Source organism: Oxalobacteraceae sp. CFBP 8761, from assembly GCA_014841595.1.
Lineage (GTDB): Bacteria > Pseudomonadota > Gammaproteobacteria > Burkholderiales > Burkholderiaceae_D > Telluria.
The window spans coordinates 1003835-1027938 of sequence record JACYUE010000002.1 but is presented as its reverse complement, the minus strand read 5'-3'; the positions used below and the strand labels follow the sequence as shown (position 1 = coordinate 1027938).

At 62.7% G+C, this 24104-nt stretch carries 17 protein-coding genes and 1 tRNA gene; 6 read left to right on the top strand and 12 right to left on the bottom strand.

Going from position 1 to position 24104, the window contains the following annotated elements:
• Window positions 1-242: 242 nt before the first annotated feature.
• Window positions 243-1700 carry a carboxylesterase family protein gene (locus tag IFU00_16855; GenBank protein ID MBD8543954.1) on the top strand — a complete coding sequence of 486 codons (1458 nt, stop codon included), beginning with the start codon at window positions 243-245 and terminating at the stop codon, window positions 1698-1700.
• Between the two features lie 29 nt (window positions 1701-1729).
• Here the strand turns inward: IFU00_16855 and IFU00_16850 are convergent, their stop codons facing one another.
• A complete protein-coding gene (locus tag IFU00_16850) occupies window positions 1730-3373 on the bottom strand; it encodes a HAMP domain-containing protein (GenBank protein ID MBD8543953.1) in 1644 nt (547 codons plus the stop codon).
• A gap of 786 nt (window positions 3374-4159) precedes the next feature.
• On the opposite strand from IFU00_16850, the gene IFU00_16845 reads away from it, so the two are divergent.
• Window positions 4160-5482, top strand: a complete 1323-nt coding sequence (locus IFU00_16845; protein ID MBD8543952.1) for a DUF4214 domain-containing protein — start codon at window positions 4160-4162, stop codon at window positions 5480-5482.
• A 97-nt stretch (window positions 5483-5579) separates the two neighbouring features.
• On the opposite strand, the gene IFU00_16840 is transcribed toward IFU00_16845, so the two are convergent.
• The 6 genes from IFU00_16840 to IFU00_16815 all read right to left on the bottom strand — a co-directional run bounded on the left by IFU00_16840 (window position 5580) and on the right by IFU00_16815 (window position 12038).
• Window positions 5580-5867 (bottom strand): hypothetical protein, encoded by a 288-nt coding sequence (locus tag IFU00_16840; protein MBD8543951.1) that lies wholly within the window; start codon window positions 5865-5867, stop codon window positions 5580-5582.
• Between the two features lie 640 nt (window positions 5868-6507).
• Window positions 6508-6597 (bottom strand) — tRNA-Ser (locus IFU00_16835).
• A gap of 131 nt (window positions 6598-6728) precedes the next feature.
• Window positions 6729-8792 (bottom strand): EAL domain-containing protein, encoded by a 2064-nt coding sequence (locus tag IFU00_16830; protein MBD8543950.1) that lies wholly within the window; start codon window positions 8790-8792, stop codon window positions 6729-6731.
• Window positions 8785-9951 (bottom strand): HDOD domain-containing protein, encoded by a 1167-nt coding sequence (locus tag IFU00_16825; GenBank protein ID MBD8543949.1) that lies wholly within the window; start codon window positions 9949-9951, stop codon window positions 8785-8787. Before IFU00_16825 ends, IFU00_16830 begins: the two co-directional genes overlap by 8 nt.
• 91 nt (window positions 9952-10042) lie before the next feature.
• Window positions 10043-10675 carry a response regulator transcription factor gene (locus IFU00_16820; GenBank protein MBD8543948.1) on the bottom strand — a complete coding sequence of 211 codons (633 nt, stop codon included), beginning with the start codon at window positions 10673-10675 and terminating at the stop codon, window positions 10043-10045.
• Window positions 10676-10679: 4 nt separating this feature from the next.
• Window positions 10680-12038 (bottom strand): cache domain-containing protein, encoded by a 1359-nt coding sequence (locus IFU00_16815; protein MBD8543947.1) that lies wholly within the window; start codon window positions 12036-12038, stop codon window positions 10680-10682.
• A gap of 202 nt (window positions 12039-12240) precedes the next feature.
• Here IFU00_16815 and IFU00_16810 point away from each other — a divergent pair, with 202 nt between their 5' ends.
• A complete protein-coding gene (locus tag IFU00_16810; protein ID MBD8543946.1) occupies window positions 12241-14307 on the top strand; it encodes a carbon starvation protein A in 2067 nt (688 codons plus the stop codon).
• On the top strand, window positions 14307-14501 hold the full coding sequence (locus IFU00_16805) for a YbdD/YjiX family protein (GenBank protein ID MBD8543945.1): 195 nt from the start codon (window positions 14307-14309) through the stop codon (window positions 14499-14501). Before IFU00_16810 ends, IFU00_16805 begins: the two co-directional genes overlap by 1 nt.
• Window positions 14502-14666: 165 nt before the next feature.
• Here IFU00_16805 and IFU00_16800 read toward each other — a convergent pair whose 3' ends face one another.
• The 3 genes from IFU00_16800 to IFU00_16790 form a co-directional block, all read right to left on the bottom strand.
• Window positions 14667-15227, bottom strand: coding sequence for a GNAT family N-acetyltransferase (locus IFU00_16800; GenBank protein MBD8543944.1), 561 nt, complete (start codon window positions 15225-15227; stop codon window positions 14667-14669).
• Window positions 15228-15302: 75 nt separating this feature from the next.
• Window positions 15303-15521 (bottom strand): hypothetical protein, encoded by a 219-nt coding sequence (locus tag IFU00_16795; protein MBD8543943.1) that lies wholly within the window; start codon window positions 15519-15521, stop codon window positions 15303-15305.
• A 75-nt stretch (window positions 15522-15596) separates the two neighbouring features.
• Window positions 15597-16541, bottom strand: a complete 945-nt coding sequence (locus IFU00_16790) for a LysR family transcriptional regulator (protein MBD8543942.1) — start codon at window positions 16539-16541, stop codon at window positions 15597-15599.
• A 96-nt stretch (window positions 16542-16637) separates the two neighbouring features.
• Between IFU00_16790 and IFU00_16785 the strand changes: the two genes are divergently transcribed.
• Window positions 16638-17273: an NAD(P)H-dependent oxidoreductase gene (locus tag IFU00_16785; GenBank protein ID MBD8543941.1), complete on the top strand. Its 636-nt coding sequence runs from the start codon at window positions 16638-16640 to the stop codon at window positions 17271-17273.
• 261 nt (window positions 17274-17534) lie between these two features.
• On the opposite strand, the gene IFU00_16780 is transcribed toward IFU00_16785, so the two are convergent.
• Window positions 17535-20192, bottom strand: a complete 2658-nt coding sequence (locus IFU00_16780; GenBank protein MBD8543940.1) for a molybdopterin-dependent oxidoreductase — start codon at window positions 20190-20192, stop codon at window positions 17535-17537.
• Window positions 20193-20194: 2 nt separating this feature from the next.
• Window positions 20195-20938: a 4Fe-4S dicluster domain-containing protein gene (locus IFU00_16775; GenBank protein MBD8543939.1), complete on the bottom strand. Its 744-nt coding sequence runs from the start codon at window positions 20936-20938 to the stop codon at window positions 20195-20197.
• Window positions 20939-21221: 283 nt separating this feature from the next.
• On the opposite strand from IFU00_16775, the gene IFU00_16770 reads away from it, so the two are divergent.
• A complete protein-coding gene (locus IFU00_16770) occupies window positions 21222-24104 on the top strand; it encodes a response regulator (protein ID MBD8543938.1) in 2883 nt (960 codons plus the stop codon).

Here is a 24104-nt window from a genome sequence, read left to right as displayed (position 1 = left end):
ATCATAGCGCCGAAACCGGTAGTGAATTCGGATTACTACAGATGCGCCGTGGAAATACAATTTCCGATCCGCTATTTTGGATGAATTGCAACACTGTAACGGAGATTGAGGGGCTTGACCACCTCCAGGACAAGATTGCCCCCCCGCCCCTCTGCCGGTAGCCGTCCGTACCGCCTTCACTGTCGCAGGTCGATTACTATCTGCTAACAACCGTTCAACCACCCGATCAAGAGGCCCCATCCATGTCGCATCGTTCTCTGCTTTCCTTGTTTGCCGTGTCCCTCGTCGTGGCCGCGCCGGGCGCGACCGCGTCGCCAGACGCACCGGTGATCACCATCGACACTGGCAAGGTGGCAGGCTCGACCGATGCGGGCGTCGCCAGCTGGAAAGGTATCCCGTTCGCTGCCCCGCCGCTGGGCATGCTGCGCTGGCGCCCGCCCGTGCCTGCCAAGCCGTGGCCGGGCGTACGGCAGGCAACCGCCTACGCGGCAGATTGCATGCAAGTGCCCTTTCCCAGCGACGCCGCCCCACTGGGCACGACGCCCAGCGAAGACTGCCTGTACCTGAACGTCTGGAAGCCGGCCGATGCCAAGGACCCACTTCCCGTGATCGTCTGGATCTATGGTGGCGGCTTCGTCAATGGCGGCGCGTCGCCCCCGACCTATTCCGGCGCCGAACTGGCAAAACAGGGCGCGCTCGTCGTCAGCTTCAATTACCGCATTGGGCGCTTCGGCTTCTTTGCCCATCCACAGCTGACGCGCGAGACGGGCACCAGCGGCGCTAAAGGCGTGGTTGGCAACTATGGCTTCATGGACCAGATCGCCGCGCTGGAATGGGTCAAGCGCAATGTGGCGGCGTTCGGCGGCGATCCCGCCAATGTCACGATCGCCGGTGAATCGGCGGGCGGCATGTCGGTCAATACGCTGCTGACCTCGCCGATGAGCAAGGGCTTGTTCGCCAAGGCAGTAGTCATGTCGGGCGGCGATGGTGGGACCGCGCCGACGCCGCTGGCCGACGTCGAACGAATCGGCGTGCAGTTCGCGAGCGGCAAGGGCATCGCGGCGGACGATCCAAAAGCGCTGGAGAAACTGCGGGCGCTGTCGGCGGACACGATCGCCGACGGTTTGAACCTGGCGAACTTCATGCAGCGCGACAAGCCGACGTACCACGGCCCTTATGTCGACGGCAAGCTGGCGATCGATTCACGCGCCGCGTTTGCCGAAGGCCGCATGCACAAGGTGCCGGTGATGATCGGTGCAACCAGCGCGGATATCGGTGGCAAGACCGGGTATATGGTGGCCGGTGCGCGCAGCCTTGCCGGCACGCTGGCCGGGCACGGCGCGCCCGTGTATGCGTACCGTTTTTCGTACGTGCACCAGGCCAACGAGAAGCCGGGTGCCGGCGCCGGGCATGCGACGGATATCCCGTTCTTCTTCGACACGGTGGCCATCAAGTACGGCGCGCAGGCGACGGCCCGTGATCTTGGCATGGGCAAGACGATGAGTACGTATATGGTGAATTTTGCGAAGCGCGGGGATCCGAACGAGGCCGGACTGCCGGTGTGGGAACGCTATGCGCGTGCGGCCGACGCCATCATGGACTTCACCGCCAACGGCACCGCGGTGATGGGCAAGGATGCCTGGGGCGCCGACATCGATGCGGCGCAAACGACGCCCGCCAAGGCTGGCGAGCGTCGCTGAAGCGCCAGTTTCTGGCGCTCGGATCTATATCAGGCCAATTGCGCCTGGAACGTCATTGCGTTCGGACGGCGCGTTGTAACGGCCTGGACCGGGGCTGACACGGCGGCCGGCGCGACCTTGAACACGCTGACGCGATCGGCCAGTCCGGCAGCGCTTTCCTGCAACGACGTGGCGGCGCTGGCAGCTTCCTCGACGAGGGCGGCGTTCTGCTGCGTGACCTGATCCATCTGGCTGATCGCCTGGTGGATCTGTTCGATGCCCGAGCTCTGCTCGGCGCTGGCCACGCTGATCTCACCCATGATGCCCGCCACCCGGCGCACGCTCTGCAGGATTTCTTCCATCGTTGCACCGGCCTGGTCGACCAGGCGCGTGCCCGCATCGACCTTGCTGACCGAGTCGCCGATCAGTTCCTTGATTTCCTTGGCGGCACTGGCCGAGCGCTGCGCCAGATTGCGCACTTCGCTCGCAACGACGGCAAAGCCACGGCCCTGCTCACCGGCACGCGCTGCTTCCACTGCCGCATTGAGCGCCAGGATGTTGGTCTGGAACGCGATGCCATCGATGACGCCGATGATATCGACGATCTTGCGGGCCGACGCATTGATCTCGCCCATGGTACCCACGACTTCGGTCACGACCGAACCGCCACGGGTCGCGATCTGCGTGGCCGATGCCGCCAGCTCATTGGCCTGGCGCGCATTTTCCGCATTCTGGCGCACCGTGCTGGTCAGCTCTTCAACGGACGCGGCCGTCTCTTCAATCGCGCTGGCCTGCTGTTCGGTACGCGACGACAAGTCCATATTGCCGGCGGCGATCTGCGTCGATGCCGTGGCGATCACTTCACTTTCGCTACGCACATCCTTGACGATACCGGCCAGCGATGCGGTCATGTCACGCAAGGCAGCGAGCAGCTGACCGAATTCATTGGTCGAGTTGACCGGCGCCTGGACACTCAGGTCGCCATCGGCAACACGGCGTGCCACGGCCACGGCTTGCATCAGCGGCGTGTTGATCGCACGGACCAGGTAGAACGCAGCACCGATGCTCAGCAGGATGGCCACGACGATAGCGGCGATCACGACGGTGTTGAGCACGGCCAGCTCCTGGTGCAGTTCCTTGCCCTGGCGGATGTTGCGATCGCTCATCAGCTTCTGCAATGCAGCGAATGCCTCGGTCGACTTGTTGTAGGTGGGGTTGATCTGCTTGCCGAGCATCAGGTTGGCGTCATCCCACTGACCCGATTGAATCGCGCGCATGGCATTGCCGATGATGTCGATGCCCAGATTGTCGCTGGCCGTCATCCACGCAGCAAAACGCTCGCGCGTTTCGGGGAAGCGCAGACTCGCCTGCAGCTCCTGTTGCTCCTTGCGCATTTCTTCGCTGTTCTTGGCGATGAAGTCGCTGTGGAACGTCAGCGGATGGTTATGCAGCCCTGCATGCTTGTTTTCAGGGTTGTGCTGCAGCGCCTGCAGAATGTGGCTGCGGTTGGTTTCCATGCGCATTTTCAGGTCGGACATGCCGATCTGCTGGTTGGCTGTAGTGAGTGCAAGGTTTTCGAGGAGGTCAACGGAGCGCTGCGTGGCGTGGTAGCCGAGGGCGCCGACGGTGATGACGGCAAGGATGAGCAAGCCGATGACGGCGGCGATCACGTACTTGATACTGAAATTTTTCATGTTGGATGGAAAGTGGGGGCGAACGATGTCGCTGAGGGGGTCGATTATCCACGCACTTGAGCCAGATTTCGAACAAGAAACCTTGCTTTCCGTCTGACAATATTTACAGTTGTGTTTCTTACAGGAAAGCTAAAACGAAAGAAGCATATCTATTTGTACAGTCATTAACGTTACCGTTTTAGCACCAGATTGGGGGCTGACCATTACAGAGGCCAGTGCAAAGCAGTGAGCGTCTTGACTCATCCCTGAATTGCACCCTCCGCCAATCACCCGGAGAGAGAGGAAAGCCAGCACGCCAGCGGCCTGAACCAGGACGCGGCGAGCGAATAGGCAGTAGACCGGATATCAATGACACGCGCGCTGATTGAGCAACCATCAAATGAGGGGGTACGGCGACCGACTACACCTTTGCCGATGCTGGTAGAAACGCGCGATCGACGCGTTTCCGTGGGTGTCCTCATCATTCCCCATGTTGAGAATTCCATCGCGAGCGCTTTTAGGCCAAGTATTGTCAGACCGGCGCCCGACTTGCATTTTTGCACTGCATTGACGCGCTCCAGACTTTACGACCGATTTACTTTCTCTGTACGAATCGGCGTCAATGGTCTTCAGGAGAGTAAACACAGTCGGCAAGAGCGAATATACGATGTATTTGAACGACATGGCTTTTAAAAATATTGGGTTAAACAGGATTTACAGCTACAGGTCATTTGCTGATGAACTACAATCCAGAAACAGGGCAAGCACCATCATGCTGCCGTTTCTTTTATAGATAAGGGAGCTTGGTTGAGCACAAATTACACCGTCACATTGGCAGGCGAAGGCCTGGCCGGACAAGAACAGAAGCAGGCGCTAATTCTCGAGACTGCACGCGCCGCGGGCCTGTGGCTATCGACGTACATCAGCGGCACGGGCTCAATCTCCGTTGACCTGCGCTTCGATCCCGTTATTGCTACGATGAGTGCTAGTGCTATCCACTCTGCAGCGTCCGGCCAGATCAAGGCGCAAGACGGTAAAGCCTATACACTATACGAGTCCGGCGTGGCAGCAGAAATCAGGACAGGTGTCGATCCCAATAGTGTCAGCCCCGATGCAGTCATCAACGTCGGCATTGCCAATCTCGATCGCTACTACTGGTTTGATCAGACGATTAGCACTGGCAACGATATTCCTGTCGATAAGACCGATGGTTTTCGAGTCATGTTGCATGAACTTTTGCACACCGTTGGATTCAATGGCTGGCTGGCTAATACCGGCGCCTCGTTTACGGGACCCGTCATTAGCAATTTCGACAGTTTGGTCAAGTTCGAGGGCGACCGAAGCTTCTTCGTCGGCGATCACGCGCGCGCAGCTTATGGCGCCAATGTCCCGCTGACTAACGTTCACCTTGGCGATGCAATCAGCTTTGCCGAGGGACGGCTGACCGGTGCCGAGAGTCTGATGAGTTATTCGGCCCCGCTCAATGGCATCCGCATTTCACTCGACCCGGTTGTCATCGGCATACTGCGCGACCTGGGCCACACGGTGCGTGACCAACAGGCCGTCCTTTCTGGCGATGGAAAACCTGGCAGTATGGTCGCCGTTCAGGCGAAGTCCGATACCTACAGCATCGACAGAGTGCTAGATTTGACTTTCCTTAGTTCCATCGGCAAGGATACCGCGGTCCTGATCGAGGATGCGGACAGGATCAAGTTCACAGATACCACGATCGCACTCGATACAGGTGCGGACATGGTCGGCGGTCAGGCTTACCGGATCTACCAGGCGACATTCGATCGCATGCCGGATCAGGTTGGACTCGGTTTCTGGATTGCCCAGATGGACCGCGGCATGGCATTGAGCACGGTGGCAGAAAATTTCATCTTGGCCGACGAATTTCTTAAAATATACGGCAGCGCGCCCACGCACGCTGCCATCGTCGACAAGTTCTATGAAAATGTTCTCAACCGCGCCGGTGATGCTGGTGGTATCGCTTACTGGAATGGCTTGCTCGATCAGGGGAAGCTGACGGTCGCCGAAGTACTGGCGAGCTTCAGCGAGAGCGCGGAAAATTTCACGAGGTTGGCTACAGTGATCGGCAATGGCTTCGAATATACGCCTTATGGATAACGCCTCGAACTGGTGAAACCGCAGGGAAGTGAACTGGTATGCGTAATTAGCTTTACGGGCTGCTTTCCTTCCTTGCCGGAGTGCTTTTATCCTGCGCTTAAAGCGCAAGGCCAGCGCCGCCCCAATGGGCAAAGGCGGGAGAATTTACCGCATTGCGTCTTAGCTGGTTCACTGCGTTGATGTGCAGAGCAAGTCCTTCACGCAGCTTTGCGCTGTGCATGAATTCGCCTGTCATATCCCGCGCCAAAACTGGATAATTTTTCATTAGCCTGCTTTTCTTCGGATTTGCTAGCGCGAAGTTAAGATGGCCCATCATCGTAGAGGTTTTCCACCGCAGTAACACTTGTGCAAAGCTGCCGGTGAAGAATATTCTCGATACGTCCACGCAATCGGGCCGCGGCCTCAAATTTTTTCTACTAATCCGCGACAACACTGTTACACCCAATCCGGTATTTATCTTCACAAAAAGAAATGTTCCAGTTAAGGACGAGACAGAGGTGACGAAGGAGTTTAGCCACCGATTAGCATTCTTTGCATTTTTCCATCTGGAACGGTGGACTTGGATGTAGCGCACTGCGCGCTAATCGTACATTGTAATTTTGGCAGTCGTGACAGCAAGCAATTCAGCGTATCCGTGATTTTCGGGATGCGGCTCGATGCCGTCCAAGAGCAGCATCCTGCACGCCTTGGAGCTTCTCGCGGCAAACGGCGAAGCTTACGACAGTAGCGAACCGGGTCCTATCTCGCGCCGCCCCATCGCAATTGTGTATCGAGAGATTCAGTTCTTAATCACTGTCTTAGAGCATGAAGCCGAAGGGCACCGCCATTACCGCAGCAGCCTGGTTCCTTCAACTTCGGCACTGATCGTGTTTTCAATCGATTATGAACGATCACCGTTCCTGCTCCAACCTCTACCAATACGGTCTAGGCCGATTCAATCGGACGAAGGCGGATAGAGTTTGAACCAATGAGCTCTATGAGAACTAATGAAAAGAGGCCCTATTGCTAGGGCCTCTTACTTGACTTGGCGGAAGCGGTGAGATTCGAACTCACGAACGGCTCACACCGTCGGCAGTTTTCAAGACTGCTGCCTTCAACCACTCGGCCACGCTTCCTGTTGCACGGCATTATACATAATCATCGGCAGGATGAGGGAGTTCTGAGCCAGCCGCACTTTCCGTGCCCCCTTACCTTGACGAGATCGGCATGCGAAGGCGGCGCGGCAGCAGCAATCACGCGCGCGCCCTCACCCCACCAACGCCCAATTCTCCCTTAACGCCTTCTCAAACGCATACGCCGGCAATGGCGCCGCATACAAATACCCCTGCACCTCATCACACCCCGCCCCGCGCAGAAACGCCAGCTGATCCAGCGTCTCGACACCCTCGGCAATCACGCGCAAACACAATTGCCTTGCCATGCTGATGATCGTCCCCGCAATCGCGCAGTCGCTGCCATCCGCCGGTATCCCCATCGTGAACGAGCGGTCGATCTTCAGGGTATGAATCGGGAATCGCTTCAGATACGACAGGCTCGAGAACCCAGTGCCGAAATCATCCAGCGACAGCGACACGCCCAGCGCCGTGATCTGGTCCATGATGGCCGTTACGCGATCCACGTCGTGCATCAGCGTGCTCTCGGTGATCTCCAGCTCGAGCCAAGACGGATCGAGCTGATAGCGCTGCAGCGTGGTGGCCACGCGCTCTGGCAGCGATGGCGTGAATTCGCGGGCCGATACGTTCACCGCGACGCGGAACGGCGCGATGCCCGAGCGCTGCCAGATCGACGCCTGCGCACACGCCTCTTCCAGCACCCACTCGCCCACCTGCACGATCAGGCCTGTCGTTTCAGCCAGCGGGATGAATTCGCCAGGCGGCACGATGCCGCGCTCGGGATGCATCCAGCGCACCAGCGCTTCCGCGCCCACCATGCGGCCGCTGGCGATTTCGAATTTCGGCTGGTAGTACAGCACCAGCTCGCCGTTGCCCAGCGCATGGCGCAGGCCGGATTCGATGCGCATGCGTTCCTGCATGCCCTTGTTCATGTCCTGGCTGTAGAACGCGACGCTGCGGTCCGGGTTGGCGTCGTCGCCCTTGGCCCGCTCCATCGCGATGTCGGCCAGCGCCAGCAGGGTTTCGGCGTCGTTGCCATCCTGCGGGTAGACGCTGATGCCGATGCTGGCGCCCACGCGCAGGTCGTGGCCGGCAATCATGAACGGCGCGTCGAGCGCGGCCTGCAGTTTTTGCGCCACGGTAGTGGCTTCGAAGTGCTGGCGCACGTCGGCCAGGCCCACCGCGTATTCGTCGCCCGACAGGCGCGCCACCAGGTCTTCGTCGCGCAGCGTGGCCTTGAAGCGCTGGCCTACCTGCTTGAGCAATTCGTCGCCGATGCGCCGGCCCAGCGTGTCGTTGATGCGCTTGAAGCGATTCAGGTCGATGAACAGGATGCAGCCGGCCGTCTCGTTGCGCTGCGCCACCATCAGGGCCTGGTCGACCAGGCGCGCGAACAGCGTGCGGTTCGGCAGGCCGGTCAGCTCGTCGTAGTAGGCCAGGTGGTGCAGCTGCTCTTCGGCCTGCTTGCGCTCGGTGATGTCGGTCAGGTAGGCGATCAGGCCGCTCGGGCGGCCGGCAAGGTCGCGCAGGGGGGACAGCGACAGGCTGGCCCAGAAGATGTCGCCTGACTTCTTGCGCCGCTTCACCTCCATCATGCGCCCGCCGTGCTCCGCGAACAGGTCGGGCAGCGCACCGCCCTCCTCGTCGCCCAGGTCTTCGTCGGCGTACAAGAACAGGATGTTGCGGCCCACTGCTTCGAGCGATGTGTAGCCGAACAGGCGTTCGGCGCCCCGGTTCCAGCTGGTGATGTAGCCCATCTGGTCCATCGTCAGCACCGACTCGTGGATCTGGTCGAGGATCTGCGACTGGTGCGCCAGTTGCGCTTCCATCTGGGCGTAGGCGTGGGTCGAGCGCTGCGCCAGCGAATGCATCTGCATCAGGCTCGCGGTCAGCTGTGCGAGCGCCGCGAGCGCGTGGGCGCTGGCCTCGGCATGGTCGTCAAACCCGCTCACTTCATACCAGCCGAATTGTTCAAGGCCCACGGCCACCACGTGGCGCAGCACGCGCCCGCCCGGCGGACCGGGATCGACGAGGCCAGGGCCGGGGACGAAGCGCCCCTGCGCGCTGCCCGTCAGGGCGCGCGCCAGGCGGCCCAGCTCCTGGGCCAACGTATCGCCGCGCAGGCGCAGGACGGCGTCGCCGACGGCGCTCGTGCCCTGGACGAAGGCGGTCGGGGCCAGTTCGCGCACGTCAGACATTGCGGCCTACCTCGATTGCCCAGTGGTAGGCGTGCAGCTGGCTGCTCCACCAGTGCTCCAGGCTCACGCCGGCCGCGTGCAGCACCGCCTCGGTGGGATTGGCGTCGACCAGTTCGAGCCACGCGCCCAGCTGGCCGCTGCGGTTCACGAGCGCGCCGGCGACTTCGTCGGGCAAATACAGTTCGGCCGCGATCTCGGGCATCGGCATGTGCAGCAGCCGGTCGAGCAACGAGAACACGCCGGTCATGAAGGCCAGGTCCTGCGCATCGCGGTCATCGCCCTGCAGGCGCGCGAGCGCTTCGAGCTGGGCGCCGCGGCGCGCGGCCAGCGGCAGCAGCAGATTGGGCAGGCCGTCCGGTTGCTGGCGCGCGTACAGCAGCAGTTGCAGCCAGCGCTGCAACTGGCGCCGGCCCAGCACCGTGATCGCCTGGGCAAAACTGGTCACTTGCGTGGCGATGGTGAATGCGGCCGAATTGACCAGTTTGAGCAGGTTGTAGGCCAGCGCCGGATCCTGCTTGACTTGTTCTTCGAGCTCGCATGAATCGGCGTCGCGCGCCAGCAGACCGAGCAGCGTGAGGATGCGGCGGCGCGAACTGCCGTCGTCGTCGGGCGACGGCGCGATGTCGGGGTCGTACGCATAGTCGCCGATGAACCAGTCGAAGCCGGCGATCTCGCAACCGAAGAAGCGCCGCGCGCTGTCGACGCCGTAGGCGATGTGCGGGGCGAACAGCGCCACCAGGCGCCCTGGCGGCAATGGGGCGACGCGGCAGTTGCGCGCGACCGAGCGCAGTGCGGGCGGCGCAGTGACGCCGTCAGGAATGTCGCCGTCCAGCCAGATGCGGTAACCGCAGGCATGCAGTTCGACAAGCTTGCGCGCCACGCCGTCGGTGGCCAGTGCGTTTGCGTTGATCACGAATCCGACGCGATTGGCAGGCACCAGCGCCAGCACCGGCGGGGTCAATGGGGCAGGGTCGTCCAGCGTCAGCAGGCAGTCGAGCGGCGCGACCGCGGCCAACAGGTCGGGCGTGCCGAACACGGTGTGCAGGCGCTGCGCCAGGTCGGCGCCCGGCGCCAGGCGCAGGCTGAGCGCGACCCATTCATTTTGCGCATTCGCGACCGGCTCGATTGCCACCAGCGGATATGTTTCCTGCTCTGCCATGGAAAGTTTCAAAGTGGTATCCAGGCAATCTTATTGCACCGAATGCCATAAAGCAAATCGAAGTTTCCTACTGGACAGCCCGTATTGACCATCAGTTACCGCCGGCGCGCTGCACCGCAAAGCGGATCAGCTCTGCCTGGCCTTCGATACCCAGCTTGCGCTTGATATTCAAACGGTGCGTTTCGACAGTGCGTACCGACAGGTCGAGGTCGCGCGCGATCTGCTTGTTCGACTGGCCGGCGGCGATATGCCCCAGTACTTCGTGCTCGCGCGCCGTGAGCTGGTCGCTCGGAGCGGCCGGATTGGCCAGCTGGCGCGCCAGTGCGGCGCTGTAATAAATGCCGCCGCCCATGACGGTGTCGATGGCCAGCACGATGTCCTTGCCCGGCGCATCCTTGAGCACGTAACCCCGGGCACCGGCGCCCATCGCCTGGCTGACGTACTCCGGTTTGTCGTGCATTGACAACATCAGGACTGCGATACCGGGAAATCGCGCGGTGAGCTGAAACGTGGCTTCGATACCACTACCGCCGCGCATGTTCACGTCCATCAGTACCAAATCGGGATGGTATTCGCCAGCGCGTTCGAGCGCCTCGGCGCTCGAACCGGCTTCGGCCACGACGTTCAGGTGCGGCGCTGACTCGAGCCGCGCGCGCAGGCCGTCGCGCACCAAAGGGTGGTCGTCCACCAGCAGAATCTTCACTTCTTTCGTTTCACCGTTCACTGCCCTACTCCTTCAAGTCGATGCTGGCCACCACGCTGGTGCCGCTGGACGTCGAATCGACCGACAGGCGTCCGCCGATCGCTTCCATCCGTTCCATCATATTCCTCAAGCCGATGCCCCGCTTCGGGTGCACGGCCACGTCATCGGTGTCGAAGCCCACGCCATCGTCGGCAATCGACAGGCTGACGCGGTTGGCCACGCGTTCGAGCGAGAGCTCGATGGTGCTCGCCTGGGCGTGGCGTTCGACATTGGTCAGCGCCTCTTGCGCGATGCGAAACAGCACCGTACCGACCATGTCGGGCAGCGCATCCACGGCGCCGGTCGCGCGGAAACGCACCGGCGTGCCCGCGTCCTCCCCGAATTCGCGCGCCAGGTATTCCAGCGCGGGCGCCAGGCCCATGTCGTCGAGCAGCGTCGGACGCAGGTCGTGCGAGATGCGGCGCACTTCGCCCAGCACCGTGTTGACCTGGTCGACAGTGCGCTCCAGGCCCGCGCGCGCCTGCTCGCGCTTGCCCGCATCGCCGTCGAGGCGGATGATGCCCGCCTCCAGCTGCAGCTTGACCGACACCAGGGCCTGGCTGATCCCGTCGTGCAGGTCGCGCGACAGGCGCGCCCGCTCTTCTTCCTGCGATTCCACCACGCGCTGGGCCAGCGCGCGCAGCTTGGCGTCGGCCAGGCGCCCTTCGCTGATGTTCAGCGCCAGCCCGCCACCGGCCACGCCGATCGTGGCCAGCGTGGCCAGGACCGCCATCCACAGTAGCGTCTGGTCGCTGTTGCGCGACTGCTGGGCCTCGACCAGCTCGAGCGCCGCCTCGACATCGTCGAGATAGATGCCGGTGCCCATGACCCAGCCCCAGTGCGCGACCGGGACCACGTAGCCCAGCTTGGGCGCCGCCGTCTTGCTCGACGGCTTGGCCCATGTATAACGCAGGAAGCCACCACCTCCCTGTGCCAGCCCGATCAGGCGCTGGATCGTCAGCGAACCGGTCGAATCGCGCCAGTCCCACATGTCGGTGCCGACCAATTCCGGCTGGCGGGGATGGGCCAGATTTTTGCCGCGCGTGTCATACACGAAAAAGTAACCGTCGCTGCCGTAGCTCAGCGACGACAGGATGCGGATCGCCTCGGCCTGCGTGGCCGGGTCGCTGCGCCCGCTCTGGGTCAGGTGCGCGATCGAGCGCGTGGCAAGCTCGACGTAGTGGCGCAGTTCGGCTTCCTTGCTGGCCAGGTAGGCGCTGCCGATCGTGTCGCGCTGCTGTTGCGCCAGAGTGACAGCCTGCTGGCGCACGTAGAGGGTAATTGCGCACAGGGCCACGACCAGCGGCGCGACCGCCAGCATGATGACTTTTTGCTTGAGCCGCATGAGCCGACTGCCTTGTGATGGGGAAAGCAAGGCATTTTACGTGCGTTATGGGCATGCGTCCTACGTAGTGGTACGTAGCTTCTGCGTAATAGTTGCGCTTGCAGTCCTGATAATTGTGCAAGATACTCATTGCCATGCTGTAAAGAATCGCGCCGGCATGTACTGGCGTACGAAGCATCAATCCATATCGGAGGAGTCACCAATGAAGAAAATGACGAGCATGCTCGGATGGATCGCCTTGTCCATCCTGGGCGCGTTTTCGCTCGGGTACATCGCGCTCAAACGCGGTGAAACCATCAATGCCATTTGGATCGTCGCGGCCGCCGGCTGCGTCTATCTCATCGCTTACCGCTTCTACTCGAAGTTCATCGCCAACAAGGTGCTGGGGCTCGACGCCACCCGCCAGACACCCGCCCACAAGTTCAATGACGGCCTCGATTACGTGCCGACCAACAAGAACGTTTTGTTCGGTCACCACTTCGCGGCGATTGCCGGGGCCGGTCCGCTGGTCGGCCCCGTGCTTGCCGCGCAGATGGGCTACCTGCCCGGCATGATGTGGATCCTGGCCGGCGTCGTGTTTGCCGGCGCGGTGCAGGATTTCATCGTGCTGTTCATGTCGACGCGCCGCGACGGCCGCTCGCTGGGTGACCTGATCAAATCCGAAATGGGCGAGATCCCCGGCATGATCGCGCTGCTCGGCACCTTCATGATCATGGTGATCATCCTGGCCGTGCTGGCGCTGATCGTCGTGAAGGCCCTGACCGGTTCGCCGTGGGGCACCTTCACCGTGATGGCCACGATCCCGATCGCGCTGTTCATGGGCGTCTACTCGCGTTATGTGAGGGTGGGTCGCATCGGTGAGATTTCCGCCATTGGTTTCGTGTTGCTGATGCTCGCCATCGTCGGCGGCCAGTGGGTGCACGATTCGCCAGTCTGGGGCCCGATGTTCACCTTCACCGGCACCGAACTGACCTGGATGCTGATCGGCTATGGCTTTGTCGCCGCCGTGATTCCCGTGTGGCTGCTGCTGGCGCCGCGCGACTACCTGTCGACCTTCCTCAAGATCGGCACCATCCTGGCGCTGGCGATCGGTATCCTGGTCGTCGCACCCGACCTGCGCATGCCAGCCGTGACGAAGTTCGTCGATGGTACCGGTCCGGTCTGGTCGGGCGGCATCTTCCCGTTCCTGTTCATCACGATTGCCTGCGGCGCCGTGTCGGGCTTCCACGCCCTCATCGCCTCGGGCACCACGCCGAAGATGCTGGAAAATGAAACGCAGGCGCGCTTCATCGGCTACGGCGGCATGCTGATGGAAAGCTTTGTCGCCATCATGGCGCTGATCGCCGCGTCGACCATCGACCCGGGCGTCTACTTCGCCATGAACAGCCCGGCTGCCCTGCTGGGCACCACGGCGCAATCGGCCGCCGCTGCCGTCTCGCAGATGGGCTTCGTGATCACGCCGGAGGCACTGGAACAGATGGCCCGGGACGTTGGCGAGCACACCATCATCTCGCGCGCCGGTGGCGCACCGACGCTGGCGGTGGGCATGGCCCACATCCTGTCGAACGTGGTCGGCGGCCAGACCATGATGGCGTTCTGGTATCACTTCGCGATCCTGTTCGAGGCGCTGTTCATCCTGACCGCGGTGGACGCGGGCACCCGTGCCGGCCGCTTCATGCTGCAGGATCTGCTGGGCGCATTCGCACCATCGCTCAAGCGCACCGACTCGCTGCCGGCCAACCTGCTGGCCACCGGCCTGTGCGTGGCGGCTTGGGGCTACTTCCTGTACCAGGGCGTGGTCGATCCGCTGGGCGGCATCAACACCTTGTGGCCACTGTTCGGTATCGCCAACCAGATGCTGGCCGGTATCGCACTGATGCTGGGCACCTGCGTGCTGTTCAAGATGAAGCGTGGCAAGTACGCGTGGGTCACTGCACTGCCGACGCTGTGGCTGCTGGCTTGTACGCTGACGGCGGGCTACCAGAAGATCTTCCACGTCGACCCGCGTATCGGCTTCGTGGCGCACGCCAACAAGTACCAGGCTGCGCATGATGCCGGCACGATTTTGGCGCCGGCCAAGTCGATCCTCGACATGGAGCGGATCATCTTCAACGACTACGTCAACGCCAGCCTGGCCGGCTTCTTCATTTTCGTCGTGCTGGCCGTGCTGTTCTATGGTCTGCGCACGGTGATGGATGCCCGCAAGGCGAACAGCCCGACCGCGAAAGAGTCGCCGTACGTCGCCATGCCCGCACCGCAGGTGGCCTGATGTTCGGCACCCTGAAGCAGGCCGGAAATTACCTCGGGCAGTCGCTGCGCCTGATGGTCGGCCTGCCCGAGTACGACACGTACCTGGCGCACATGGAGCGTACGCATCCAGATGAGCCGGCGATGACGTACGAGGAATTCTTCCGTGAGCGCCAGGAGGCGCGGTATGGGGGAAGTCGGGCGTCGTGCTGCTGAGCCTGTAGCAGCTGAGCGTCGCAGAGGCGACGCTGCGTGAACTGAAAACCCCAAAAGTTGAATGTCAACTTTTGGGGTTTTTTCATGGCCAGGTATTCGCTACCAGGAACGCGGCTACGCCTTGTGAGCCAGCGCTGCCAGAACGCGATAAGATTTGAGGTTGCCTCAGTCGAGCAGGCTAAGGTTGTACGCTACAAAGGCCTCTTCGCGTACCCAGCCGGTCTCCTGATACAGCGTCTGTGCAGTCTCATTGGCTTTTGCAGTGGATAAGCCCAGGCGGATCGCGCCAGTCGCCTTGCCGTGCCGAATCGCAGCATCGATCAGGGCCTTGCCGACACCGCGGCGGCGAACGTTTTCTGCGACAAACAGATCGTTGAGTGTAAAAGTTCGGGCCATTGATACGGACGAAAAGCTCGGATACAGCTGAGTAAATCCAAGCGCCTCCTTGCCTTCCTGCGCAAGAAACAAGACTGAATCACCATTCTTTAAACGCTCTGCCAGGAACGTTCGCACTGCGGCGGGACTGCTGTCCCTGTCGTAAAACTGGCGATATTGGTCAAACATCGGAACGAGTAGCTCAAGATCCGCGAGGCTGGCCTGAAGGACCCGGATGCTGGCAGATTTAGCGGGTAATTCGTTATGCACATTGACTCCAGTATTTGAGAATGAAAGTTGCCGCTTGACCTGACCAGCGACCAGAATCACAGCGGGGGTCAGGTCTGACATTCGGACACGAGTTCAACAATAGTCTGTTTATGAAAGACCTTGTGAACGGACTAAAGAAGAGCCCGTGTCCAAATGTCAGACCTGACCCCGGCTATTTGCATTTGCCCGCGCTGCGACGAGCATGTCGATCAGTGCGCGCGACGCGGCCGAGAGGCCCCGGTGGGCTGGATAGACGACCGAGAATGCGCGCGTGCGGCCACTTAGCTGCGGCAATATCTCCACTAACTGTCCGGCCGCCAGGCTGGCTTCGGCAAACAGGCGTGGACACAGCACAGCGGGGGTCAGGTCTGACATTCGGACACGAGTTCAACAATAGTCTGTTTTTGAAAGACCTTGTGAACGGACTAAGGAAGAGTCCGTGTCCAAATGTCAGACCTGACCCCGGCTATTTGCATGACCCCGGCTATTTGCATTTGCCCGCGCTGCGACCAGCATGTCAATCAGCGCGCGCGACGCGGCCGAGAGGCCTCGGTGGGCCGGGTAGACGACCGAGAATGCGCGCGTGCGGCCACTTAGTTGCGGCAATATCTCCACTAACTGTCCGGCCGCCAGGCTGGCTTCGGCAAACAGGCGCGGACACAGTGCGATCCCCATTCCCTGCTCGGCCAGCCAGATAACGCCCATCGCGTCGGTCGACACCATCACCGATGCCGGCGGGATCCAGTCGATGTCGCGCCCGCCGTCCCGCAGCTGCCAGGAAAACACCCGTCCGGTGTTGGGTCGGACAAAGGCGATGCATTGCTGGCGCGCCAGGTCGTCGAGCGTCGCCAGCGATCCGGCTGTCTCCAGGTAGGCTGGGGATGCCAGCAGGCATAGTGGCGATGCTTCCAGCTGGCGTGACGCCATGGTGCTGCTCGGCAGCGGGCCGGAGCGGATCGCCAGGTCGAATCCTTCGGCCACCAGATCGACGTTGCGGTTGGTGATATCGACGTCCAGCTCGACCAGCGGATAGGCGCGCGCGTAGGCCGCCAGTATCGGCGGCAGGCGCTGCTGGCCGTAGCCGGTGGACACGCTCATGCGGACCTTGCCGCTCAGTTGCGCCGTCGTGCTGCGCATCGCCTGCTCTGCCTGCCCGAGCCGGGCGAAGGCATCGCGTGCCTCGTTGGCGTAGCGCTGACCGGCGTCGGTAAGGCTGAGGCTGCGTGTGGTCCGGCGCAATAACTGTGTGGCGAGCCGTGCTTCGAGTCGCGACAGGGCCCGGCTCAGCACCGAAGGCGTGGTCGACAGCACGATCGCGGCTGCGCTGAACGAACCGTGCTCGACGACGCTCAGAAACACCTCGACATCGGCCAGGTGATCGAACTTGCGTGCCATCTTGTCTCCTCAAGAACAAATAATTTGCCAGAATCATAGTTTATCTATCTGCTGAGAAAAAATACAATGGTGCATCTATCTTTAAAAAGGAATCACATGGAATTGCTAGACAAACTGAACTGGCGCTATGCCACCAAGGCAATGGACCCGACCCGCAAGGTGCCGCAGGATAAGATGGACCGGATCATCGAAGCGGCGCGCCTGGCGCCGACGTCGTCCGGCTTGCAGCCCTATGAAATCCTGATCGTGAAGAATCAGGCGCTGCGCGCCAAGATCAAGGACGTCGCCTGGAACCAGGCGCAGGTGGTCGATGCCTCGCACCTGCTGGTCTTTGCGGCCTGGGACAACTACACGCCCGAGCGCATCAACCACATGTTCGACCTGACCAACGAAGTGCGCGGTTTCCGCAACGAAGGCTGGGAAGCCTACCGCCAGCAACTGCTGTCGACCTATCCGGGCCGCGATGCGCAGGTGAACTTCGAGCACGCGGCGCGCCAGGCCTACATCGGTTTCAGCGCGGCGATGATCGCGGCCGCCTTCGAGGAAGTCGATTGCACGCCGATGGAAGGCTTCGATCCGGCCGCTGTCGACAGCATCCTGAACCTGGGCGAACGTCACCTGCGTAGCGTGGTCATTCTGCCGCTGGGCTACCGCAAGACCGAAGATGACTGGCTGGCAGGCCTGGCGAAAGTGCGCCGCCCGCTCGACCAGTTCGTCAGCGAAATCGACTGATTCCCGATTTTCCGTAACCTGCGGGGCGGCGGCGATCTGCGCACGCCGCCCGCGTTCCCAACCACTAACAGGCGAGTGACCCGCTGTCCGAGTATCGCTTTACGTACTGCCCTCCCTTCCTCAACGTTCACCCATGAGACGTCGTAAGTGAGGGATGGCCTTGAAGACCGCTCTTTTCCGCCTGGTAGTCTTACTGTTGGTTAGTTACTTATTAGGACGAAAGCCGAGCGCACTACTGGAAACCGTGCGCTGCGGCAGCCATCAAGATGACACTTTGCGCAGCGAACACACCGTATCGAACCATGCCTGCATGCCCACCAGCGGCTGGGGATTGATCGGCAGCAACGCATTGATGTTGACACCATTGCCCCGCCCGCCGTTCTTCTTGTCCCACCAGACGCCAGCGTTCAGGTCATCCAGCGCCGGCGCAGGCGCGTAGCCTTTGGCCGCATCGGGACTGATGCTCCGCGCTGCCACATCGGCCCGCCAGCCGCTCTTGCCTTCACTGGCGCGGCCGCCACTGATCCACCCGAGCGAGTTGGACACGGCCACCACCCGCGGATGGATGCCGCGCGTGACGAACACGCGCATGCGCGCCGAACCGATCACTTCGCCTGTTCCGCGATACGCCTGCTGCGCCTTGTGCTCGCCGGAACGCGGGCGGTACGTCGTCAGCTCGACCATGTCGCCACTTTTCACGCCCAGCTTTTTCGCTGTCGCTACGTTGATCCACATGGGATTGTCGTGCACGATCTCGGACAGGTATTTCTGCGATGCCGTCCTGCCCTGCGTGTGCACGTTCCATTTGAAAGACGTCAGAATGAACCGGTCCGCCGGCAAGTCCACGTGCGACGGAATGCGTGCAAAGGTCGGCATGCCATCGTCGACGATGCCAAGCGCCCTGGCCACCTGGGTGATCTCCGGCGCGTGGATTTCGAACTTGCGGGACGGCGTGGCAAAGCCCCGCACTGCCTTGCCATCGACCTGCAGGCCCACGGCGCTGTCCTTGCCCTTGTCATTGGGGCGGTAGACCACGCCGCTCCCTGCCTCGACGCGCGAGCCAGCCAGTTGCTTGTCGCTGAGCGGCTTGCGGTAGATCTCGTACGGTTTCGGCGCCGACTTGTCGACGAACGCGCCGTAGAATTTCATGTACTCGAACCCGTCCTTGAACTGGCGCCCGTCCGGCCCCACCGTCGGCAGTTTCGAACACTGGACGCGCACGAAATCCTCGTGGCTGCCGAACTGGAAATATTTCGCCTGCTCCGGCCCCAGACGCCGGCCGATGTCGAACAGGACGTCGGCAAAACTGCGTGCATCGCCTGGTGGACTGGTCAGCGGCTGGCGCAGCGTGACGAAGTGGGTCAACTCGAGATTGTTGCGGATATCCAGGCCCCAGCGTTCCAGGTACGTCGCATCCGGCAGGATCAGATCAGCGTAATGCGCCGTTTCAGAATAGACGATGTCGGAACACGCATGGAACGGGATCAGCGTTTCATCGAGCAGCACCTCGACCGTGGTGCTGCGGCCCTCCGGCCACGTCATCGGCGAACCCAGCGTGTAGGTCAGATAGACGTCCAGTTTGGCCCGGCCCTGGCGCAGAAAATCGTAGACGATCTGGCCTACTTTCATCTTCTGCCAGCGGTTCGCCAGCGGCCACTCGGGCGGGTCTTCCAGGTCCGTGCGAATTTTTGGTGCCGGCGGCAGCGGCAGCGGCTGGGGGTAGCGGCCGATCGACAATTTTTCGTCGAGACCGTAGCAATACCCGCCCGGCCTGGCGATGGAGCCAGCCAGCGCATTGAGCATCACGACCGCACGCTCGGCATTGAAGCCGTTGAAGTGCGCGCCGACGCCCCGGTTAGAGAAAGCAACGGTGGCGGGACGTGCGCGCGCGAATTCCAGCGCCAGCCGTTCGATGTCGGCCACCGCGATGCCCGACAGTTTGGCGGCCCATGCCGGCGTGCAGTCGGCCAGCCACGTGCGCAGCGTGGCGACACCCGGTTGGACGTACTGGTCCACGAACGCCTGATCGAATTCGTTTTCACGCAGCATGACATGAGCCATCGCCAGTGCCACCGCGCCTTCGGTGCCAGGAAACGGCTGGTGCCACTCGTCGCTGCGCCCGGCCGTGTTGGACAGGCGCACGTCGAACGTCACCAGCTTGGCGCCATGGTCGTAGCGCGCCTTGACGACGCGGCTGACCAGGTGCAGGCCGCCCTGGTGCGCCTCGTAGAAATTGGCGCCGAAATTAAGAAAGTACGTGCAGCGCTCGGCGTCGATCGATTCCCAGTCTGTCTCGCCCAGCGATACATAGTTCGCGGCCCGCTTGTTCGATGAGCACAGGGCGCGATGGTTCAGTTGCACGGGCGTGCCGATGGCCGATAAAAACCGGTTGATTTCCGCGTCGATGCGCGAGCGGCCCTGGTGCAGCGCCACGCGCTCCGGATGGCCACTGGCGATGCTTGCCTTGATGCGGTCGGCCACTTCGGTATAGGCCTCGTCCCAGCTGATGCGCTGCCACAGCCCCTCGCCCCGCTTGCCCACACGCTTCAATGGATACAGCAGGCGCTCCGGATAATCGTTGATCGTCGGTCCCGACTGGCCCTTGGCGCACGTCATGTAGCTGCCCATGTTCGGGTCGAGCGGATTGCCCCGAATCTTGATGACCTTGTTGTCCACCACATGGGCCTCGATGCCGCAGACGGTCGAGCAGTTCAGGCACACGCTGGTGATGCGCTTGGCGGTGCGGTAATTATTTTTTACCTTGCGCAGCTGGCCGGCGCGTTCGCCCGCCAGCACGGGCGTGTAATTGAGCACCTGCTCGGCCGCCTGGGCGGCGCCGTGCGTGAGCAGGATCGTGTCGCCCAGGCCCAACGTCGCCATGGCGCCGAAGCCCCGCTTGATGAAATGACGGCGGTCCATGATTACCCTTTCCGTGGTGTTGTCGGGTGGGGCGTCGACGCTGGCGCCGGCGAGAATGCCGCCTTGAGCTGGTCCCAGGTATCGGTCTCGTACGACATCGGGTCATGCGGACGCCCTGTCGGCACCTTCTTTTCCATTGCCAGCGGCACGGCCGTACCAAGGCCGCGGTACTGCACGCGCGGGCGTGTCTTTTCTTCCGCCTTCATCGCCTTGACCTGCGTGCCATGCCTGGCGTTGAACACACTGACAGGGCTGGCAGGATCCTTCAGGTCACCAAAGGCAAACACGCCAGCTGGGCACACCTCCACGCAGGCTGGCGCCATATCCGCCTCCAGCCGGTGCGCGCAAAAATCGCACTTGTCGGCCACTTGCGAGACGGGATCGATGTGGATGGCGCCGTACGGGCAGGCCTTGATGCAATCGCGACTGCGGTCGCAGACGTCTGCATCGATGCGCACGATACCGTCGGCACCGCGCGTGATGGCATCGGTGGGACAGGCGTCCAGGCACGGCGCGTCGGTGCACTGCATGCACAGCGTAGGCAGGAACGCCCGTTTCGTCGTTGGCTGGCGATTGAACGGATTGGTGGCCGCGTAATCGTAGTAATACACCTTGGTGCGGAAAAAGCCCAGTGACACGGCATTCTCGACCTTGCAGGCGACGGAACAGGCGTGGCAGCCAATGCAGCGTTCGAGATCGACGGCCATGCCCCATTGGGGACTGGCGGTAGCGGAAGCGTTGTTCATGAACATCCTTGTGAGTCGTGCCAGGCAGGATTGTATGACAGCCAGCCGGTCGCGTTATCAAAATACCCATATGGGGTTATCCCACAGTCACCGATGTGGCCCACTTCGGCACATTGACGAATTGGGCGTATTTGCAACACGAACCCGGTTCGCCCGCCCCCTTTGCGCTCACGCAAAGCCGCGCACGCTCCTACCCCGTATATTTTTTTCCTGCGGGCTCTTTCCCGCGCGGAGGATCCGCGTCGTGCAGGTCCATGCCGCTGTGCCCACCGCGGGAATTGCGATGCCGAACTTCGAGCGCTCAAGCCTGAACCGGAAGCTGACCATCATCTCGCTGCTCTCGACCGCGACGGCGTTGCTGTTCGTGTTCGCCGCGTTTGCCGTCACCTCCATCCACAATCACCGCCGCGCCGAAGCTGCGCAACTGACGGCATTCGCGCGCGTCATCGGCGCGGCCTGCGCCGGCGACCTGATGCTGGTCGACCGCAAGCAGGCCGGCGCGACGCTGTCGGCCCTCGAAGCCCGCCAGAGCGTCTCGGCCGCCGTGCTGTACGACCGTTTCGGTCAGCCCATCGCCGCCTACCACACGCCGGGGCGCCAGGCCGCCGCCCTCGCGCCGCTGGACGACATCGAGGCCGGCACGCTCGAGCAGATCAACCGCGGCGGCCGCGCGCTGCTGGCGCGCCACATGCGCGTGGTGCAGGCAGTGCGGCACGGCGAACTGGTGGTGGGCGCGGTGATGATCGAGGCCGACCTGTTGCCGATGTGGCTCGACATCGCCACGAGCCTGGGCGTGATCGGGCTGGCGATGGGCGCGGCGCTGCTCGTGTCGCTGGTGCTGGCCGGACGCCTCAAGCACAGCATCGCCGAGCCGATCACCAAGCTGATCCAGGCCGCGCACAAGGTTTCGGCCAGCCAGAACTACGGCCTGCGCATCCCGCACACGCGCAGCGACGAACTGGGCGTGCTGATCGACAGCTTCAACGGCATGCTGGCGCAGATCGAAGAGCGCGGCGCCGCCCTGCTGCACCACCGCGACGAGCTCGAACGCCAGGTCGGCGTGCGCACCGAGCAGCTCGAGAAAGCCAAGAATGCGGCCGAAGCGGCCAGCCGCGCCAAGAGCGGCTTTCTGGCCACGATGAGCCACGAGATCCGCACGCCGATGAACGGCGTGCTGGGCATGACCGACATGCTGCTGGCCACGTCGCTCACCGACGCCCAGCGCAACTACACGCAGCTGGTGAAACGCTCGGGCGAGCATCTCCTGGTGATCATCAACGACATCCTCGATTTTTCCAAGATCGAAGCCGGCAAGCTCACGATCGAGTACATCAACTTCAACCTGTGGGACCTGCTCGACGAGATCCACAAGGTCTACACGCCGCAAGCCGCGGCCAAGGGCCTGGCGTGCGACTTCGACATCGCCAATGACATCCCGGTCGCGATCTGCGGCGACCCGAACCGGCTGCGCCAGATCCTGGCCAACCTGCTGGGCAACGCGCTCAAGTTCACCGACGATGGGCGCATCCTGGCGCGCGTGCGCGTGGCGGGCGAAGACCCGCAACAGGTCGTGCTGCGCTTTGAAGTGCACGACACCGGCATCGGCATTTCGCGCGAAGCACGGGCGCGCCTGTTCAACGCCTTCTCGCAGGCGGACGACTCCACCACCCGCAAGTACGGCGGCACTGGCCTGGGCCTGGCGATTTCGAAGCAAATCGTCGAGCTGATGAACGGCGCCATCGGCGTCGAGAATGCACAGCAGCGCGGCTCGGTGTTCTGGTTCACGGTCAGCTTCGACAAGCACCGGGTCGACGCGGACGCGCCGGGCCATCACCTCAACACACTCGATGGCCTGCGCGTGCTGGTCGTCGACGAGCAGGACACCAGCCGCAAGGCGCTGGTACAGCAGCTGACGACGTGGCATGCGCAGTGCGACGACGTCGGTGGCGCACTCGCGTTCGAGTGGCTGGTCAACGCGGCCCGCGCCGGCCGGCCCTACGATGCGGCGGTGCTGGACATGGAACTGTGCGAGACCAGCGGCCTGGCCCTGGCCGCCGCAGTGCGCGCCGAACCGCTGGCGCGCGACACGCACTTGGTGCTGCTCAGCCCCGAACGGCTGGCCGCCGATCCGGTACAACGGCGCGAAGCGGGCGTGGCGTACCAGCTGGTCAAGCCGGCGCGCGCGGCCGATCTGTATGCGTGCCTGGCGGTGCGGGCGGCGCGGCTGCAGCGGCCGGCCGCGCCGCCGGCTGAGGGCAGCGGCCAGGAGCCGGCGCTGCATCCGGCCCGGCGCGCGCGGCGCGTGCTGCTGGCCGAGGACAACCCGGTCAACGTCGAAGTCGCCCGCGCGATGCTGGAAAGCCTGGGCCTCGAAACGGGCTGCGCGAAAAACGGCCAGGAAGCGCTGCGCGCCGTGCACGAAGGCCGCTGGGATGCGGTGCTGATGGATTGCCAGATGCCGGTGATGGACGGCTTTGCGGCCACCGGCGAAATCCGGCGCCACGAGCGCGAGATGGGCCGCCAGCGCGGGCTGCCCGTGATCGCGATCACCGCCAACGCGCTGCAGGGCGACCGCGAAGCATGCCTGGCGGCGGGCATGGACGATTACCTGTCCAAGCCCTTCACCCAGCAGCAGCTGGCCACCGTCATCGGCCGCTGGATCGCGATGCCGCTGCTGTCGGCGCGCGAGCATGGCGACGAGCCGGTTGTCGAGATCGCGCCAGCGACGCCGCTGCCGTCATCCCGGCCTGCGCCTGCGCCTGCGGCGGCTACTGCCTCCACGCGCACCGATCAGCACACTACCCCAGGCGCCGATCCGATCAACCGCACCGCCCTGGAGAATATCCGCGCCCTGAGCCGCGACGACGGCGACGCGCTCGTGCAGAAAGTGATTGCCGCCTACGTCGGCGACACGCCGCGCCAGTTGCATGCGCTGCGCCAGGCGCTGGGCGAAGGCGACGCCGAAAGCGTGCGGCGCGTGGCCCACGGCCTCAAATCGGCCAGCGCCAATATCGGCGCCACGCACTTGTCAAGCCTGTGCCGCGAGCTCGAACAACTGGGACGCAGCGGCAATGTGGACAGCGGCGGCCCGCTGCTGGCCGACCTGGCACGCGAATTTCGCGCGGTAAGACTGTCGCTGCACGCAGCGCTTGAAAAGGAATCCTGA